Origin of the sequence: Streptomyces sp. CMB-StM0423 (assembly GCF_002847285.1) — a bacterium.
In the GTDB taxonomy this organism is placed as follows: Bacteria; Actinomycetota; Actinomycetes; order Streptomycetales; family Streptomycetaceae; genus Streptomyces.
Map to the genome: position 1 here is coordinate 2,362,534 of NZ_CP025407.1, position 15,839 is coordinate 2,378,372.

The 15,839-nt window shown below is 71.8% G+C and carries 19 protein-coding genes and 3 pseudogenes; all 22 read left to right on the plus strand.

From position 1 onward, the window contains the following. Window positions 1–33 precede the first annotated feature (33 nt). The 22 genes and pseudogenes from CXR04_RS09955 to CXR04_RS10050 all read left to right on the plus strand — a co-directional run bounded on the left by CXR04_RS09955 (window position 34) and on the right by CXR04_RS10050 (window position 15,798). A complete protein-coding gene (locus CXR04_RS09955; RefSeq protein WP_234380142.1) occupies window positions 34–588 on the plus strand; it encodes a hypothetical protein in 555 nt (184 codons plus the stop codon). Window positions 589–687: 99 nt separating this feature from the next. Continuing rightward, complete coding sequence (locus CXR04_RS09960) at window positions 688–1,116, plus strand: hypothetical protein (RefSeq protein ID WP_101421492.1); 429 nt, start codon at window positions 688–690, stop codon at window positions 1,114–1,116. Further along, window positions 1,113–1,964 (plus strand): relaxase/mobilization nuclease, encoded by an 852-nt coding sequence (locus tag CXR04_RS09965; protein ID WP_101421493.1) that lies wholly within the window; start codon window positions 1,113–1,115, stop codon window positions 1,962–1,964. Before CXR04_RS09960 ends, CXR04_RS09965 begins: the two co-directional genes overlap by 4 nt. A 13-nt stretch (window positions 1,965–1,977) precedes the next feature. Then, window positions 1,978–2,670 (plus strand): hypothetical protein, encoded by a 693-nt coding sequence (locus CXR04_RS09970; RefSeq protein WP_199850431.1) that lies wholly within the window; start codon window positions 1,978–1,980, stop codon window positions 2,668–2,670. Between the two features lie 30 nt (window positions 2,671–2,700). Then, the gene (locus tag CXR04_RS09975) at window positions 2,701–3,477 is read left to right on the plus strand and encodes a hypothetical protein (protein WP_101421494.1); all 777 of its coding nucleotides are present in this window, start codon (window positions 2,701–2,703) and stop codon (window positions 3,475–3,477) included. Next, a complete protein-coding gene (locus tag CXR04_RS34780) occupies window positions 3,474–3,629 on the plus strand; it encodes a hypothetical protein (protein ID WP_159072294.1) in 156 nt (51 codons plus the stop codon). Before CXR04_RS09975 ends, CXR04_RS34780 begins: the two co-directional genes overlap by 4 nt. A gap of 229 nt (window positions 3,630–3,858) precedes the next feature. After that, window positions 3,859–4,248 carry a hypothetical protein gene (locus CXR04_RS09980; RefSeq protein WP_101421495.1) on the plus strand — a complete coding sequence of 130 codons (390 nt, stop codon included), beginning with the start codon at window positions 3,859–3,861 and terminating at the stop codon, window positions 4,246–4,248. After that, window positions 4,245–5,069 (plus strand): DUF317 domain-containing protein, encoded by an 825-nt coding sequence (locus CXR04_RS09985; protein WP_101421496.1) that lies wholly within the window; start codon window positions 4,245–4,247, stop codon window positions 5,067–5,069. The genes CXR04_RS09980 and CXR04_RS09985 overlap by 4 nt, the downstream gene beginning before the upstream one ends. Window positions 5,070–5,095: 26 nt before the next feature. Beyond that, window positions 5,096–5,452: a hypothetical protein gene (locus tag CXR04_RS09990; RefSeq protein WP_101421497.1), complete on the plus strand. Its 357-nt coding sequence runs from the start codon at window positions 5,096–5,098 to the stop codon at window positions 5,450–5,452. Further along, window positions 5,443–6,276 carry a DUF317 domain-containing protein gene (locus tag CXR04_RS09995; protein WP_101426289.1) on the plus strand — a complete coding sequence of 278 codons (834 nt, stop codon included), beginning with the start codon at window positions 5,443–5,445 and terminating at the stop codon, window positions 6,274–6,276. Before CXR04_RS09990 ends, CXR04_RS09995 begins: the two co-directional genes overlap by 10 nt. Next, entirely contained in the window at window positions 6,257–6,865 is a 609-nt protein-coding gene (locus CXR04_RS10000) for a hypothetical protein (RefSeq protein WP_234380143.1), read from the plus strand. Before CXR04_RS09995 ends, CXR04_RS10000 begins: the two co-directional genes overlap by 20 nt. Before the next feature lie 173 nt (window positions 6,866–7,038). Then, a pseudogene (locus CXR04_RS35710) lies at window positions 7,039–7,569 on the plus strand (DUF317 domain-containing protein); the annotation flags it as partial. A 26-nt stretch (window positions 7,570–7,595) separates the two neighbouring features. Next, complete coding sequence (locus CXR04_RS10010; protein WP_101421498.1) at window positions 7,596–9,392, plus strand: type IV secretory system conjugative DNA transfer family protein; 1,797 nt, start codon at window positions 7,596–7,598, stop codon at window positions 9,390–9,392. A gap of 20 nt (window positions 9,393–9,412) precedes the next feature. Beyond that, window positions 9,413–9,502: pseudogene (locus CXR04_RS36640) on the plus strand (XF1762 family protein); the annotation flags it as partial. 121 nt (window positions 9,503–9,623) lie between these two features. Then, window positions 9,624–9,848 (plus strand): annotated as a pseudogene (locus tag CXR04_RS36645) (XF1762 family protein); the annotation flags it as partial. Between the two features lie 112 nt (window positions 9,849–9,960). Beyond that, entirely contained in the window at window positions 9,961–10,782 is an 822-nt protein-coding gene (locus CXR04_RS10020; protein ID WP_234380144.1) for a hypothetical protein, read from the plus strand. Then, the gene (locus tag CXR04_RS10025; RefSeq protein ID WP_101421499.1) at window positions 10,779–11,699 is read left to right on the plus strand and encodes a hypothetical protein; all 921 of its coding nucleotides are present in this window, start codon (window positions 10,779–10,781) and stop codon (window positions 11,697–11,699) included. The genes CXR04_RS10020 and CXR04_RS10025 overlap by 4 nt, the downstream gene beginning before the upstream one ends. Before the next feature lie 80 nt (window positions 11,700–11,779). Next, entirely contained in the window at window positions 11,780–12,292 is a 513-nt protein-coding gene (locus CXR04_RS10030; protein WP_101421500.1) for a hypothetical protein, read from the plus strand. 186 nt (window positions 12,293–12,478) lie between these two features. Continuing rightward, the gene (locus CXR04_RS10035) at window positions 12,479–13,717 is read left to right on the plus strand and encodes a hypothetical protein (protein WP_101421501.1); all 1,239 of its coding nucleotides are present in this window, start codon (window positions 12,479–12,481) and stop codon (window positions 13,715–13,717) included. Then, the gene (locus tag CXR04_RS10040) at window positions 13,714–14,469 is read left to right on the plus strand and encodes a hypothetical protein (RefSeq protein WP_101421502.1); all 756 of its coding nucleotides are present in this window, start codon (window positions 13,714–13,716) and stop codon (window positions 14,467–14,469) included. The genes CXR04_RS10035 and CXR04_RS10040 overlap by 4 nt, the downstream gene beginning before the upstream one ends. 21 nt (window positions 14,470–14,490) lie before the next feature. Then, a complete protein-coding gene (locus CXR04_RS10045; RefSeq protein WP_101421503.1) occupies window positions 14,491–15,051 on the plus strand; it encodes a hypothetical protein in 561 nt (186 codons plus the stop codon). Between the two features lie 147 nt (window positions 15,052–15,198). Beyond that, entirely contained in the window at window positions 15,199–15,798 is a 600-nt protein-coding gene (locus CXR04_RS10050; RefSeq protein WP_159072295.1) for a hypothetical protein, read from the plus strand. The last annotated feature ends 41 nt before the right edge of the window (window positions 15,799–15,839 follow it).

Here is a 15,839-nt window from a genome sequence, read left to right on the forward strand (position 1 = left end):
CACCACCCCAACCGCCAACGAAAGGCACTCGATTTGAAGCCCCAGACCAGCAGCCCGACCTCGAATGTAACGCCCATCAAACGGAATTCCCCGGGGGTCCCTACGCACTGGACCGTCGAGCACTCCTGCACTCACGAGGTCGTCCACGACCTGTCCGACCGCCCGGCCGACCGGCGCGCGGGATTCGCCCGCTGGCTCGCCGAGCGGGACTGCCCCGACTGCTGGAAAGCAGCCCGTGACACCGACTCCGACTCCCGGCAGGAGTGGCTCACCGCCCGCCGCGCCGCCGAGCAGCAGGCCGCCGAAGACTGGACGCGCCGGTTCGACATGCCGCCGCTGGAAGGCCCGGAGAAGACGCTGGCGTGGGGTGAGCGCACCCGTCACCACCTGATGGCCGCCGCGTACACCGAGCTGGTCGTCGAAGGGACCTGGGAGGAGGCCGACTGGGCGGAGGTGGAGGACAAGGCGCGCTCGATCACCCGGGCCGGGTGGTGGATCGACCAGCGGGACGCCGACGGCTGTGACCTGCCCGAACTCCTTGACGCTGCAGGCGAAGACGACCGCGGGACGGAGAACCCGTTCCGCTGAGCGGGCCGGAACATAGCCGGTGATCGCCGGTTAGGCAAACCGGCGAATCTCCGGACCATTGTTCCTCCCGCCCCGTCTGCTTCGCGTGGAAGGAACCGCATGCCCGTGCCCCCGCCACCCACCTCGGTGCTCGTCCCGACGCCGGACCCGCTCACTCCCCACCGGGACATCACGGCCCAGCACTTCCGGGCCGGGGAAACGGTCGTCGTCTTGAAGGGCGTGGCCGGCGGCGAGCTGTGGGGAGATGCGATGCGGGTGGTCGCCCCGTCGTGGCACACCCCGACCGAGGAGAACGGCTGGCGGCTGCGCAACGCGACTGGCGGCGCGCAGTCCTATCTCACCGCCCACCCCCGCTACCTGCTGCACCTCTCACGCCGCTGCCCCGACTGCCTGATCCACCTGCGGGCCATGGAGGACACCTTCCTGCCCAAGTTCGCCAGCAGCGACGAGATCATCGACTGCGGCTGGTACACGATCAACGCCCTCAACTACCTGATCCACATCGCGGACAAGCGGAGCGGCTGGTGATCCCCCGCATCCACCAGCGCACCCACACCGCCGTCGAGCCCCTCGCCCAAGCCCTGGGGCGGCCGGTATCACCCGAGGACGGGCTGACCGAACACACGGTCGTCGCCTACTGGCCGGGCCTCGACGACTACACGCAGGACGACGAGCAGCGGACGTGGACGTCCGCGCAGTGGGCCGAGCACCTCGAAGACCCCTACGCGGACCACCCGTACGCCGCCAGCCGATACGGCGACCGCCACGCCATCTTCCACCTCGACGTCACGCTCGCCCCAGAAGACCGGACCCTCACCGGCCCCGAGTGGGCCGAAATTGCCCACCGCCTGGCCCGGGCCTCCGGGATCCAGATTCCGGGAAGCTCTCACGCACGAGAGTGCCGGTGGGTCGCCCTCCAGGCCCGGCCGGGACGGCTGGACCTGATCGCCAGCCTCATCCGGCTCGGCGGAGCCTGGTACAACCCGCCCGCCGATATCGCGCGGCGCGTCTCCGACGAGGCCCGGCGTATCGAGGCGGACCTGCGGCTGATCCCCGTCTACGACACCCCCCGAACCCGGTCCGGCAACCGCCCCGTGCCCACGGCGCAGACGCAGCTCGCTGCCGTCCTGGCCCAGCTCGCCGACGAACAGACCGGTCCGCTGGCCGCGGTGCGCGGCCTCGTGGAACACACCGCCCAGCGGATCACCCGCCGGCCGACCGCCGCCGGGACCGGCACGGCACACCGCCTGGAGCTGATCGCCCGCCGCATCCACGCCCTCCAGCAGGACCTGGATGCCACCGCACACGACATGACCCAGCCCACACCGGCCGTCACACCGGCTGCTGCCCGGCCGGCCGCACACCGATCACAGTAGGAGAAACGTTCCTTTGTCCACCGCCGGACAACTCCTGGACATCCGCCGCGCCCCGCATTCCGGTGAACTCCTCGCCCGCGGCGGCGACCGGGCCGCGCACAGCATCCTGCAGCGCACCGGATTCGTCGCCGTCGTCCGCGTCCACGAGACCTACCACCGCGCCCCCACCGGCCTGACCGAAGCCGACGAGGCCCGCCTGGGCACCGAAGCCGTCGCCCGGCTCCGCACTGCCGGGTACCGCGTCGAATGCGACGAAGCCTTCGACACCGACGCGCGTCCGGCCGGTTACCTCCCGCTGGGCGCCGGCGTCGCCCACCTCGCCGACCTCCTCCGCAAAGCCACCACCACCGCCGAGGCGGCCCACGTGCTCACCGAGGTGACCGCCCCGCACGACGGCGTCCTGGCCGCGCTGGACGACGTCCTCCTCGCCGCCGCCGAGTTCCACGACCACCTCGGCGACGCTGCCGACCCGCACATCGCGCGGCGCCTGCGCTACCTCGCCGACCACCACTTGCGCGCCGTGCGCACCGACCTGGCCTGGACCCGCGACGCGTTCGCCGACCGCCATGCCGCCCACCCCGGCCGCAGCACCTGCACCGAACAGGTCCCCGCCGGCGAGCCGGAGCGCTCCGCGGTGTGCGCATGCCCGCCGCCGTGCAGCGTGCCGCCGGCGCCGCCGGACATCGTCACGGTCCTGCGCCGCTGACCTCACCGCCCACCCTCCGTCAAGGACACCATGCACGATCACGACACCACCGGGCGTCTGGCCTCGTACGCCGACGTCCTCGCCGACCAGCTTCCCGGCACCTGGACCACCACCCACCTGCCGACGAAGAACAGGGACGACCTTTCCTACCTCGCCGGTCTCGCCGACCTGGCCGAGCGCATCTGGGACCTGGATCTGGCCGCTGCATCCCTCGCGGAGCAGCCCCTGCAGCAGGCCGCCGTCCTCAGCCGCCCGGACGGCGCCCAACTCGCCCTCTTCGACCGGCATGACGCAGGCGACGGGTTCCTCATCGCCCCGGTCGCTCCGCGCGCTCTGCCCGACGAGGCGTACCGCGCCGTACGCGAGCCAGGCGGCATCGCCCTTGCCGGCGATCCGTTCCTGGACGCCGAGGCGGTCACCGGTGACCTCCTCGTCCGCTACGACGCCGCGCTCGCCGAAGTCCGGCACAACGCCCTGGGCGGCACACAGCCGTCCCAGCCGGACCGGCTCGTGCTGACCTGGCAGCCGGACGGCAGCATCGCCACCGCCCCCGTCGGCGAAACCGCCGGCCCCGTCCTGACGGCGGCCGGGTTCGTCCAGGACCCGCACACCGGCATCTACAGCCTCGCCGCGGACGACACCCAGACCCAGGCGCGCGCGGTGCGCGCGATCGGCCCGCAGCTCGACGACCTCGGCATCACCACCGCACTGCAGCACCCCACGAGCCGGAGTGCGCCCTCCCCAGCGCCGTCCACCTCGCCGCCCCCCGAAGGCTCCCGTCCTTCGCGGGCCGGCAGGTCTCGATGAAGAGGGAATGCGGGTTCGATGTGCTGGAGTACGTCACCCTCACCAAGGACCCCCACACCGAGCTGGTCGTCGCCATCGGCGGAACCTACATGCCGCCGCGACGGGCAGCACAGCCCGCTCAGCCCCCGGCCGCCCCTCGGGGGCACCGCTGACCAGCATCTGACCTTTCGGAGAGACCCGTAGCACCCCGCACTCCCCCGCCGATCACCCACCGTCTCAAGCCCCGCCTCGCGACCGCCCTGTTCCGCGGCTACCTCCGCGCCTGCACCCCCGCCGCCAGCGACCGCCTGCTGGCCGGCACGCGCCCCGACCCCACCGCCACCGAAATCCGCAGGATCGGGCACCGCCACCACCACTGAACGCCTCCCGCCCTGGAGCCGCATGCCCCGACCCACCGGATACGCCGAGAGGCTGACCGACGACATCACCCACCGAATCGCCCTGCTCGCCGACCACCTCTCCCAACTCCCCCCAGACCAGGCGGCACAGGTCATCGCCCGCACCCTGGACTCCGCCCCGGAGACAGGTCTCCTCGGCGCCGTCACCCACCTCATGGCCGTCAGCAGCGTGTTCGCCAAGAACCAGACCGCACGAGGCACTCTCCCGCCGGAGGTGTGGCTGGCCCTGGGCCGAGCCGCAAACACCCTCGACGACATCGCACGCGACCTGGACGAACACCTCGACGTTTTGCGCCACGTCGGCAACCGGCCCGCCGAGCCGGAAGCGGCGCCGCCCGCTCCTGCACCGCCCGTCGACCGGCGGCGCCGGTGAAGAACAAGCAGTGGAAGGGCCGGGGACCGGTGCCGGGCTGGGGGGCGGGTGAGCAGGCCGAGCAGCACTACCTCGTCCAGCCCCGCGCTCTGGCCGGCGGCGGCGATGTGCGGCACGTCTCCCACTTCCTGCACGCCTCGGGATGGCAGGACACCTCGAAGGCGGGCGGCCCGCTGGTCATGGAGAGCCCCGACCGCACGGTCCGCCTCGCCTACAACCCGCACGTGCTGCCCGGAGGTTGGGCGATCTACGCGGACGCGAACGGCCAGGATGCCGCCTGGTGGGCGCACCTCGGCCGGCAGACACCGGTGGAGATCGTCGCCGGGCTGACCGACGCCCTCACCCGCCCCCGCGATGCGCACGCCCCCGACGTCTGGGCGCCCCTGGAGCAGCAGGGCTGGAACGCGCGTGCCGAAGGCCGGCACTACAGCGCGACCAGCCCCGACAGCAGCGCCTGGATGCAGTACCACCACAAGTCCGACGGCGACGCGATGTGGTGGACCGGAGCGAAAGACGCGCAGGGCAACGGGTGGACCGGCCAGTTCTCGATCAGCACACCGATGCACCTGGTGCAAGCCTTCACGGCCGAACTCGCCAGCCCCGACCCGGTGATGCGCCCACGCGGACGCGTTCCCTTCAGCGCGCAGATCCGCACCTGGTCCGTATCCGTCCTGCCCTCGCAGCTCCGCGCCTGGCAGCAGACCAGGATCTCCGCTGCCCGTGCCGCCGCCTGGGCAACCAGCAGCGCCCAACGCATCCGGCCGCGCACCACCCCTGCCCGCCCCTACGCGCCCGCCGGCGGCGTACGAACCCGCCGCTGAACCCGCAGCCCTTCCCGAGGAGACCGATGCCCGAACCCACCGCCGAGGACTTGCGCACCGTCACCGAGACGCTGGCACGCCTGACCGACTACCTGCGCTCCGGCCCCGACCCCGACGAAGCCCTCGCCCTCGTCGAGCCCCTCCTCGACGAATACACCGGCCTGCCCGTCCAGTTCGCCGACACCCTGCGTGCCCTGGTCCGCGCCGTCCACGACCACCCGGACACCCCCCGCACCACCGAAGCCGGCCTCCTGATCGCGCAGGTGCGCGCTGCCGCGTCAGCGCAGGCCGACCAGCACGCCCTGCACTACCTCCTCGACGACCTCCGTGACCTCTACGAGCACGGCCTCGTAAGCGGGCCGGGGTGCGCCTGGTGCTGCTGACCGAACGGCTTACCGCCGCGTTCGCCGACACGCACGCCTGGCAGATCCCGTACGACACCACCCCACGCCACCTCGCCGGCCCCGGCGATCCCCGCCACGTCACCCACGGCCTGGCCGCCGCAGGCTGGCGCACCGAATCCGACCCGCTGGACGCCGAAGATGTCGCCCTGCGCAGCCCCGACTACCGCTACCGCCTCCAGTACACCCCGGCAGCACACAGCAACTCCAGGTGGTGGTACCTGCAAGCCGACCCCACCGACATCGACTTCGGCTGGCACGCCAACCTCAGCGGACTCGTCCCCGCCGAGGTCATCGCCTCACTCACCGACACGCTCGTCAGCCCCACGATCGCGGATCCGCCGGGCATCATCTCGACCCTTAAGTCCGCGGCCTGGCGCGTGATCGACCCGGCCCCGGCGACCGCCGTGTCAGCCGACGGCATGTGCCAGGTGGAACTGCGCAACCAGGAGTTCCACGACACGCCGCACTGGCACGTGGAGACCCGCGAGCCGCGAAGCGGACGCTACGACGGGCCGCGGATCTGGGACGCCTGGTTCAGCGACTACATGCCCGAGCGCCTCGTGGCCGCCTTCGTCACCGCGCTCGCCGACCCCGCCCCGCTGCACCGCGCCATGTTCGACAGCACCGTCCACTACGGCGCCGCGTCGACGCCCAGTGCGCTGACCCCGGACCAGGTCGTCGCCGCGCACGCCACCCGTATCACGTCCCTGCACCGCGCCGCGCATTCCGCCCGACGGCAGCAGAAGATCCCCGCGGCCAGCCCGGCGAATACCGGCACCGCCCGTGCCGCCGCACGCCGCTGAACCGACAGGACGACCCACTATCTCCACCGATCACCGACACCGCGCTCTGCTGCATCTCCTCGACGCCTACCTTCGCGACAGCGAGAAGATCCTCGCCGACTGGGACGCCTACTCCGAGGAGCACACCGACCTCGACGGCTGGCCCCACGACGAACACGCCTACGGCATACGCGCCGGACAGCGCGACGCCGACACCGCCGCGGCGTTCGAACCGCTCCACGCCGCCGCCCGCCACCTGCTCGCTACCGCCGAAACGCAACTTGCCCGGCTGCCGGCGGACACCGTGCAGAGCCGCTGGCGCTGGCAGATAGACGTCCTGCGCACCGCGCTCGACCAACTCGACGAACAGCACGAGCAGTGGCTGGAGACGCGCGACGGCCTGCCCGCCAACGCCTCCCCCGGGACCCCGGCGTTCGACGACGCCCAGGCCGAGTACCACGCCGAGGCGTGGAGCCACCTCGACACCTGGGCCACCCACGGCGACGCCCTCCGCGAGATCAACACAGCCGCACGAAACGCCCGCCTCCGCAGAAGCGCGCCGCCCACCACCGCCCCCGTACCCGGCGCGCGAAACCCGGCACGAAAGTGACCACCCCGCCGCCTCCCGGGAGCGTCGAGGTCGACTTCACCTCCCCGCGCCATCTGGCCGGTGGCGGGGACCCCTCCTGGGTCACCGTCCCCCTGCGCAGCGCCTGCGACTGGAACCCGACCCCGACAACCGGTGGTGGACCCTGATCCACGCCCCCGGGGCCGGAGCGGCGGCCGACTTGGTTCGCCAGTTTCGGCGCCCGCACCCCCGTCGAACTCATCGCCGCCGTCACCGACGCACTCACCGCCCCTGCCCCGGCAGCCGACGCGCCCTGCGACCCGTACGAACCCCTCCGGCACGCCGACTGGACCCGCAGCGCCAGCGGCATCCGATCACCCGACAGCACGGCCGACATCAGGCGCCTGGGGACGGCGGACAGCCCAGGTGCCTGGCTGGTGACCATCAAGCTCGGCGCGCACCAGCGGGTGTGGCAGGCCCGCTTCGGCGAACACACCCCGCCGCACCTCATCGGCGCGTTCACCATCGCCCTCGCCAATCCCGCGCCCCTCCTGCGTACCGGATACCGGGGCACCCTCCCGATCCACGACCCGAAACTCATCACCCGCCGGTCCCAGGCCGTACGCGCCGACTGCGCCGTCGCAGCCCTGGAAGAACGTGTCCGCACCCTCGCTACCCGCCACACCCGCCCGCCCGCGAGCCCGAACCCCTTGCACGCGCCGGCGAAGAACCGCCGCAGCCGCTGACCGCCCCTCCCGGAAGCACCCAGCCTTTGCCCCCTTCCTCCTCCCCGAACGGTTCCACCGACGGGTACGACCTCGTCCTGCGCCTGATCCTCGGCGTCGTCGCCCTCGTCGTCCCGCTGTCCCATCTCGCCTGGCTGTCCGGCAACCTCACCGCCCACCTCACCGGCACCGGGCAGGCGCCGTACCAGCCGACCGACGCCCTGCTCCACCCCGAGCAAGTCTGGCCCGACGCGGGAGAAACGTCCCTGCTGATCGGCGCCCGTATCGCGCCCGCCGCGGTGTTCCTCGCCCTCGTGACCGCCGGGATCGTCCTGTGGATCCGGCACCACAACCGCAGCAGCTCCCGGAAGAAGAAGACGCCCGCTCTGGCCGGGGCCCGGGACATCGAACCGCTGATGGCCAAGGCCACCACCGCCAAGGCCCGCTCCCTGCGTCCGAGCCTGAAGACCCGCAAGCACATCGACGCCCACGACACCGGCGTCCTGCTCGGCAACCTGCAAGGCACCAGGCGCGAAGTCCGCATGGGCTACGAGGACGTGGCCGTCGCGATCATGGCGCCCCGCTCGGGGAAGACCACCGCACTGGCCATCCCCGCCATCCTCGCTGCACCGGGTCCGGTGATGCTCACCAGCAACAAAGCCGCCGGCGACGCCTACACCGCCACCCTCGCCGCACGGGCGACGGTCGGGCGGGTCTGGTCGATGGACCCGCAGCAGATCGCCCACGCCGAACGCGCCATGTGGTGGAACCCCCTCGCCGACGCCACCACCCTCGAAGGCGCCGGCAGGCTCGCCGGCCACTTCCTCGCCGCGAGCGTCGATGCGAGCGCGCAGGGCGACTTCTGGTCCAAGGCCGGATCCAACATCCTCGCCCAGCTCTTCCTCGCCGCCGCGCTCGACGAACGCCCCATCACCGACGTCATGCAGTGGCTGGCGTTCCCCGGCGATCGCACCCCGCTGGACATCCTGCGCGACCACGACCACATCGCGGTCGCCGCCCAGCTCAAGGGCACCGTCGAGGGACCGCCCGAGACCCGCGACGGGATCTACGAGACGGCCCGCCAGTACGCCGCTGCCCTCCTCGATCACAACATCGCCGCCTGGGTCACCCCCCAGAAAGACGTCCCGGAGTTCAAGCCCGCCGGGTTCGTGACCTCGCGGGACTCGCTGTATCTGCTGTCGAAGGACGGCGGCGGCGGAGCCTCCGCCCTGATCGCCGCGTGCGCGGACAGCGTGATGCGCGCCGCGACCACCCAGGCCGAACGCGCCGGCGGACGCCTCGACCCCCCGCTGCTGGCGATCCTTGATGAAGCTGCCAACGTGTGCAAGATCTCCGACCTGCCGGATCTGTACAGCCACCTGGGCTCCCGCGGGGTCATCCCGATCACGATCCTGCAGTCCTACCGCCAGGGCCAGAAGGTCTGGGGCGACGCGGGCATGGACGCCTTGTGGAGCGCCGCCACGATCAAGATCATCGGAAGCGGGATCGACGACCCGGACTTCGCGGACAAGCTCAGCCGCTTGATCGGCGACCACGACGTCGAGACCACCTCGACGTCGCACTCGGAGTCCGGCACGTCGACGTCCGTCTCGATGCGGCAGGAGCGGATCCTGCCCGCGGACGCCATCCGCGCCCTGCCCAAGGGCATGGCCATCTGTTTCGCCACCGGCATGCGGGCCGCCATGCTCACCCTGCGCCCCTGGTACCTCGAACCGGGAGCGGCGGAGTTGTCGGCGGCCTCCGCCCGCGCGTCGAAGGCGATCACCGCCCGCGCCGTCGCGAAGCACGCGCCCACGCAAGCCGACTTCGGACCCGCCGCGTGAGCAACCAGCGTCTGCACTTGGTGCCCGTCCGCTCCCGCGACGCCAAGGAGTTCGTCCGCCTGTGGCACCGCCACCACCGGCCACCCGTCGGGCAGATCTTCTCGGTCGGGGCCGCCGACGAGGCCGGCACCCTGCGCGCCGTGGCCGTGGTGGGCCGCCCCGTGGCACGGCACCTGGACGGACGGCGCCACCCTCGAAGTCACCCGGACCGCCAGCGACGGCGCGCCCAACGCCAACTCCCTGCTCTACGGTGCCGCCTGGAGAGCGGCCAAGGCCCTCGGATACCGGCGTCTGATCACGTACACGCAAGCGGGCGAAAGCGGCGCCTCTCTTCGCGGCGCGGGCTGGCACCTGATCGCCAGCCGCCCGCCCCGGGCCGGATGGCACACCGCATCCCGCCCCCGGTCCAGTCATGGCAACGACCACGTCGCCCGCTTCCTGTGGCAAGCCCCCTGAAACCGCACGCCCGGAGACGACCGACGCACCTGCTGTCCGAACCGACCTCGCCGGCACGTCCCCGCGCCAGGCCGCTGACGCCCCCTAGCAGAACGGAGCCCTCGGTCCCCTGATGAACCCGACCGCGCCTGCCGAGCACCTTCTCGACCTGGCCATGCAGTTCACCCGGCACAACGACGACCTGGCCCGCCTCCGGATGACCCTGGCCCGGTACGGATTGTCCGGCTCCAGCCCCGCCACCGCCCTGACCGACCACGCCGCCGTCACCCAGCGCCTGGCCAACGCGACGATGGACATCGTTGACGTCCTCAAGGCGCAGCCGATGTACCTCAGCCCTGCGATCCGCACCGTATACGCGCGAGTGTGGCAACTCGCCTACCTGGTCAGCGACTCCACCGACCACCTCCTGGACGCCGTGAACATCATCGACGACACCCGCGCCGGAATCCCCGGCCCCACCGGGATTCCCCTGAGCCACAAGGAAGTCCTCGGTGAGGCCGGCCGCCGCGTCGAACTCGTGCGGGACCTGACCGCACTCGGCGCCCCCGACGCCGTGGCCACCGCCGAGTTGTTCGTCACCGACCGGCGTCGCTGGGGCGCGCCCCCATTGCATCAGCCGCCCTCGCTGTCGCCCACGCAGCACGCTGCGCTGCGCGCCGTCGCGCAGGGCGAGGTGACGATCGCCAACGGCAAGCCGCACCTCCACCGCGACGGCATCCGCCTGTCCATCAGCACCATCCGCTCCCTGGAGTCCGCCGGCCTGGTGGCCCGCGCCCCCTGCCCGCTGCTGCTGCACGACGAGCGCATCCACCTCACCCCCGACGGGCGCCGCGGCCTGACGGCCACCTTCGGCCGGGAACGGCCCCCGAAGCCCACCACCACCCGCGCGGCCGGCCGCCCGGTCACCACAGCGGCACGCACGCCGACCCGGTGATCCGCTCCCCCTATCGCTGGCCCCGTTCCTTCCTCCCCTCCCAGGGGACAACACCCCCGGAGCGCCCGCTGACCTCCTCCGTCGACCTCACCGAAGAGATCCACCACCTGCGCCGCCTCGCGGCCGGTTTCAAAGCCCTCGACGACTCGGTCCTCGGCCTCACCGTCATCCCGGGCGCCGACGCGCTCCGTCGACTCGTACCCCTGCTTCTCACGAGCCAGGAGCTGGTCAGCAAGACCCTCCTGCGCCTGTCCGCCCTCGAAAGCAGCCCGTACGCCGAAGCCGCCGGCAGCCTGCAAGGACTGAACGCCCTCCGGGCCCTTGTCCTGGAGGCGTCCCTGGCCAGTTGCAACCTCGCCCACGCGGTGGCCGCCAACCCCCTCCACGGCGTCCCCTTCGGCCGTCTCGACCAGGACGACAACGGCAGCCGCGAGGCCCGGCACGCCGACGCGGTGCCGGCAATCGAAGGCCACCTCGCCGACAGTGCCCTCCAGCTCGACGTGTGCGCGGACGGATGCCTCTACCTCGCCGGGAGCATCGCCCGCACCCTCGACCACACCGCCTCGAAGCACACGACTACGAGCGCGAGACAGGCTGTCCACAAGCTCAGTCAGACACAGCACAAGGCACTCCAAGCGCTGGCCAGGGGCGGAGCGACGATGCAGACCAAGGGCCGCGGTTCGACCTTCGTCCTCACTCCCGACCGCACCCGGATCACCATCGCCACGTTCCAAGCCCTGGACAAGCGCGGCCTGGTCCACCTCGACACCTCCGTACCGCTCTACCAGGGGCGGCCCATCACCGTGACCGCCAACGGGCGCCGCGCACTGGCCCAGCACCGCGTGCACGCCGAAGCGACCGCCCCGCCGGCAGCCGCGCCCTCACCCCGCGCACCGGCCGCAGCCCCGCGACGGTGAAACCCCGGTCTCCTGCGCCCCGGTAAGCGACGACCGAAGGCAGGCCCCTTACGTCCTCCGACACCCCGACCGCCCATGATGTGGCACGCGCCCTCGCCGACCAGATCCGTCCCGGCGCCGCTCCCCGTGACGTGACCGTCAGCTTCGGCGTCCGCCGGCAAGCAGCAGCCGAATACCACCACCGCTCCCGCGGCGGCCCCGTCACGGTTTTCGCCCAGGCCCTGCACGCCGCCCTCTACGGCCTCCCCGTCGACGACGACCCGCTGCCCACCGCCCTGGACGAACTCCTGCAGGCCACGCACACCGCAACGAGCCCCGAGCAGCGGACAGCGGTGCTGCGCCGGCTCGCCGACCAACTGGGCAACGCTGCCGAGATCATCCAGCGCTACCAGTACCAAGCCCAAGCCGACCGGCTCCCCGACGACATCGCCACGCAACTCAGCGACGCCTGCAGCCAAGCCCAACGGATAGCCGAGATCCTCGACCGCGCGGCGCCCGAGTTCAGCAGCCCGCCCGCCACGCAGGTGTCGCCTGGCCCGCAATCGCGCCACGCCGCGGGCCCGCCCGCGACCCCACCCGGACACCGCCGCTGACCTCCGCCAGCACGCGGCGCCCCTTTCACCACGGCACCGCCCCCCTGGTCTGGCCACCACCCTGCTCGAAATGGAGGGCTACTTCCCGCCCCGGTACACCGAGCTGCTCGTGCCAGAGCATTCGGCTGGCTCCGCTTCGACACTGAAGCCGCCCGCCAGGAGGCACGGCCCCGCCGCGTGGCCAGGTTGGCGAGCCCTGCAACACCCCCCTTCCCGGAGGCACCGATTCCCCACCCTCCTGCCAACACGGACACCCTTGCCCGGTTCCGGCAGCTCCACTACCACCTTCGTCTGGACTGCAACGCGGCCCTTCACGAGGCGCGCAACGAGTTCGGCGTCACCATCGACCCGGTCGCCCACCAGGACGCCACGGCCTCGCGCAACCGCGCAGCCGCCGAGGAGTTCCGCGTGCTGATGCTCCCGCACACGGCCGGGTTCATCGACCAGGCCCGTACAGCCCTCGACATGATGCCCCCGGCCAACCACCTGGACGACTGGCGCCTGCTGCTCGACGATCTGGAGCACGCCGCCACCGAGTGCCGCCGCATCCTGGACATCGAGCCCGTCACCGGCGACGAGAAGGCCCACCGTGCTCAGGATGCGGCCCTGTGGCCGTATGTGACCACCTGGGCCGAGCACGGCTACCTCGTGGACAGCCTGATCAAGCAGCTCCACCCCGTGGCCCCGGCCCCGGTGCCGTCCGATACCGAACAGCGCCAGCTCACCCAACAAGTGCATGCCGCCCGCAGTCACGGCCGCCTGGACATCGTCCGCACCTGGTGGGACACCGCCGGCCGACTGATCTCCCTGGTCCGCATCGAGGGGCGAAATCCGCTCCTCGCACTGGCCGGGGACCTCGACAGCCCTGAGCTGAAGATCCTGGGACGATTCGAGGACGAAGACGAGGCCATCGGCGCCTGCCCACCGGCAGCGCCGGCAGGCGTCCTGCGCCCCGACGTCTCCAGCACCGACACCATCCCGCCGATCCAGACCACTGTGCCGGATCTGACGCGGTGGGTCATCGAGGCCAGAGGCGGGGTCGATGCGGGCATCGCACTGCTCGCGGTCACCGATGCGCACGACGCCGCACTGCCCGCGGTGCGCACGCTGCTGGATACCGCGGGCGAGTACGCGGCGGCCACGCAGACCCGCCAGGGCGCTCACCTGGCCGCCCGACTCGAAGGACTCAGCAGCCGCCTGCACGCGCTCGACCGCGAACTCCACGAGGTCGGCCACGAGATGATGAACACGAACGCAGTGCTGCCCCCGCACCGCACCCCCCTGCCCCGGCATCTGCCACCACAACGAGCCGATGACCGGCAGCATCCCGGCCCCGTCAACGCCCAGCACCTGTCGGCTCCGGCGGCGCCCCCCGGGCCCGTCTCGGACGCAGGGCCCGCCCCGGGTACGCGCCGCCGTTCATGACCGCCGCCGACACCCGGCTGTTCGACGTGCCGACGCCGGTCGAGCGGCTGCTTCACCTCGCCGGCCAGTACACCCGGCACAACGACATGCTCGACCTCCTGGCGGCCGAGCCGGACCCGGGCGCCGCGCCCGGCGACGACGCGCTCGCAGGTTCCGCGCAGCAGCTCGCGTACGACACCCGTACCGCGATCACCGCGATCCGGGCAGAGCGGCTCTACGCGAGCACAGAGATGACCGAGATCCTGGCGCGGCTGGGCCAGCTTGCCTACCTCAGCCACGCATCGGCCGGCCACGACGTCCGCACCGCACGTGACCTGACCGCCCTGGCGGCCGACGCCTCGGTGGGCTGCGCGGCGGCGCTGGCCGTCGAGATGCGCCGCCGCGGGGCGATGGCGACCGCCCCGGATGACCGGCTGAGCGCCGAGCGGCGCACCGCACTTGCGGAGATCGCCCGCGGACACGTCACGGTCAGCATCCTCTTCGACCGCGAGCGCGCCCAGTCCCGCCGGCACAACCGTGTCCGGCTGAGCACCCTGCGAGCCCTCGAAAAACACCACCTCACCGGCCGCGACCCCGGCTCCGCGCCTGCCACTTACATCGGCGGCCCGCCCCAGGACCGTTTCCGCCTCACCCCCGCAGGCATCACCGCGCTGGCCTCCGTCATCGCACTACCCCCACCTCCACGGCGGACTTCACCGGGGGCGGCTCTGCGACCCGCGCCCGCGCGCCCACCTCCCGTCCGAAGCCACTGACCCGGAAGGAACACCGCTTCCGTGACCACCTCCGACCTCACTCACCACATGGCCCAACTGCACACTATGTCCCGGGACTTCGCGGAACTCGGCACGCAAGTCCGGGAAGTCGAATGCGCTCCCGGCACCGATGCGCTGCGCGCCATCAGCCCGCTGGTGATCAAGGGCCACCAGCTCGCCGACGCCGTCCTCACCCACCTGAACGCCCTCGACGCCGGGTCCATCACCAAGGTCGCCGGCAGCCGCGACGCTCTGCACGGCATCGCCACGGTCGTGTCCTCCGCCGCCGTCGCCGTCCAGGACCTGACCAGCGCCCTGGCCGCCAACGACTTCACCGGCCAGGAATCCCCGGGAGTCCCGGAACCGACGGACTCCATACGCGCGCACCGCCGTTCCACCGCGGCGAAGGAGTTGTCCGGCCATATGACCGACGCCGCACACCAGCTGGACCTGACCGGAATCCTGTGCATGTACGTGGCGGGCACCATGAAATCGCACCTCGCCGAGGCGCAGGCCCCGACCGCGACACCCACACCGCAAATCCCGGCCGAGAAACGTGCCTCCAGCCCGGGGCGGCGCTGAACCGCACACGCCAGCCGTAGCGGGACCCTCCGCCTCGGTTCCGGATACTCCGTCCCGCAGCGCCGACGGTTCGGCACCAACCCCGGCGGGTCACGCGCCCGCCGGGGTTGGTTCTCATCCCCAAACTGAAAATTCCACTGGAGCACGGTGTCTTTTCTGTATGTCCCCGACGTGTTCATCGGATCCACCGACGACGCGCACACCTTCGTCGTCATCAACCGCCGCATCCCCGACGCCGACCGGATGCTGGCCGAGGCCGGGTTCCAGGCACGCGAGCACCACGGTCGCACCCTCTATGTCCTGCCGCCGGCCACGGCTCAGAGTTCGCACGAACGCGCCGGAGCCATCATGTACGGGCTTCTGGCCCACACTCACGACCTGATCGATTTCTCCTGGACGACGCTCTGGAGCCCCGATCGTCCCGTAAGCAATCCGGACCTCCACTTCCGGTTCAGCGACAACACCGTCTCGGTGACAGCCAAGAGCGCCACGGCCCGCTCCATTCTGGAACAGCACCACTTCATCCCGATGGCAGACGGCGCGTCCTACCGCCCGCCGGACAAGCTGAGCAAACGCGGTCTGATCAGCGCCGTCACCCTGACCGACGGGCACGCCCACGCCCACGGACTGGATGTCCGCATCAGCCTCGGCATCCCCACACTGGCCGACATCCCGGCCGCACCCCACGGCCAGTCGTCCGACATCGCCGCACCGCCAGCAACTCCGCGCCCACGCCGAACCCGTTGATCCCACCCGACGCTCCCGCTCCCCTGCCTGCCCACCAACAA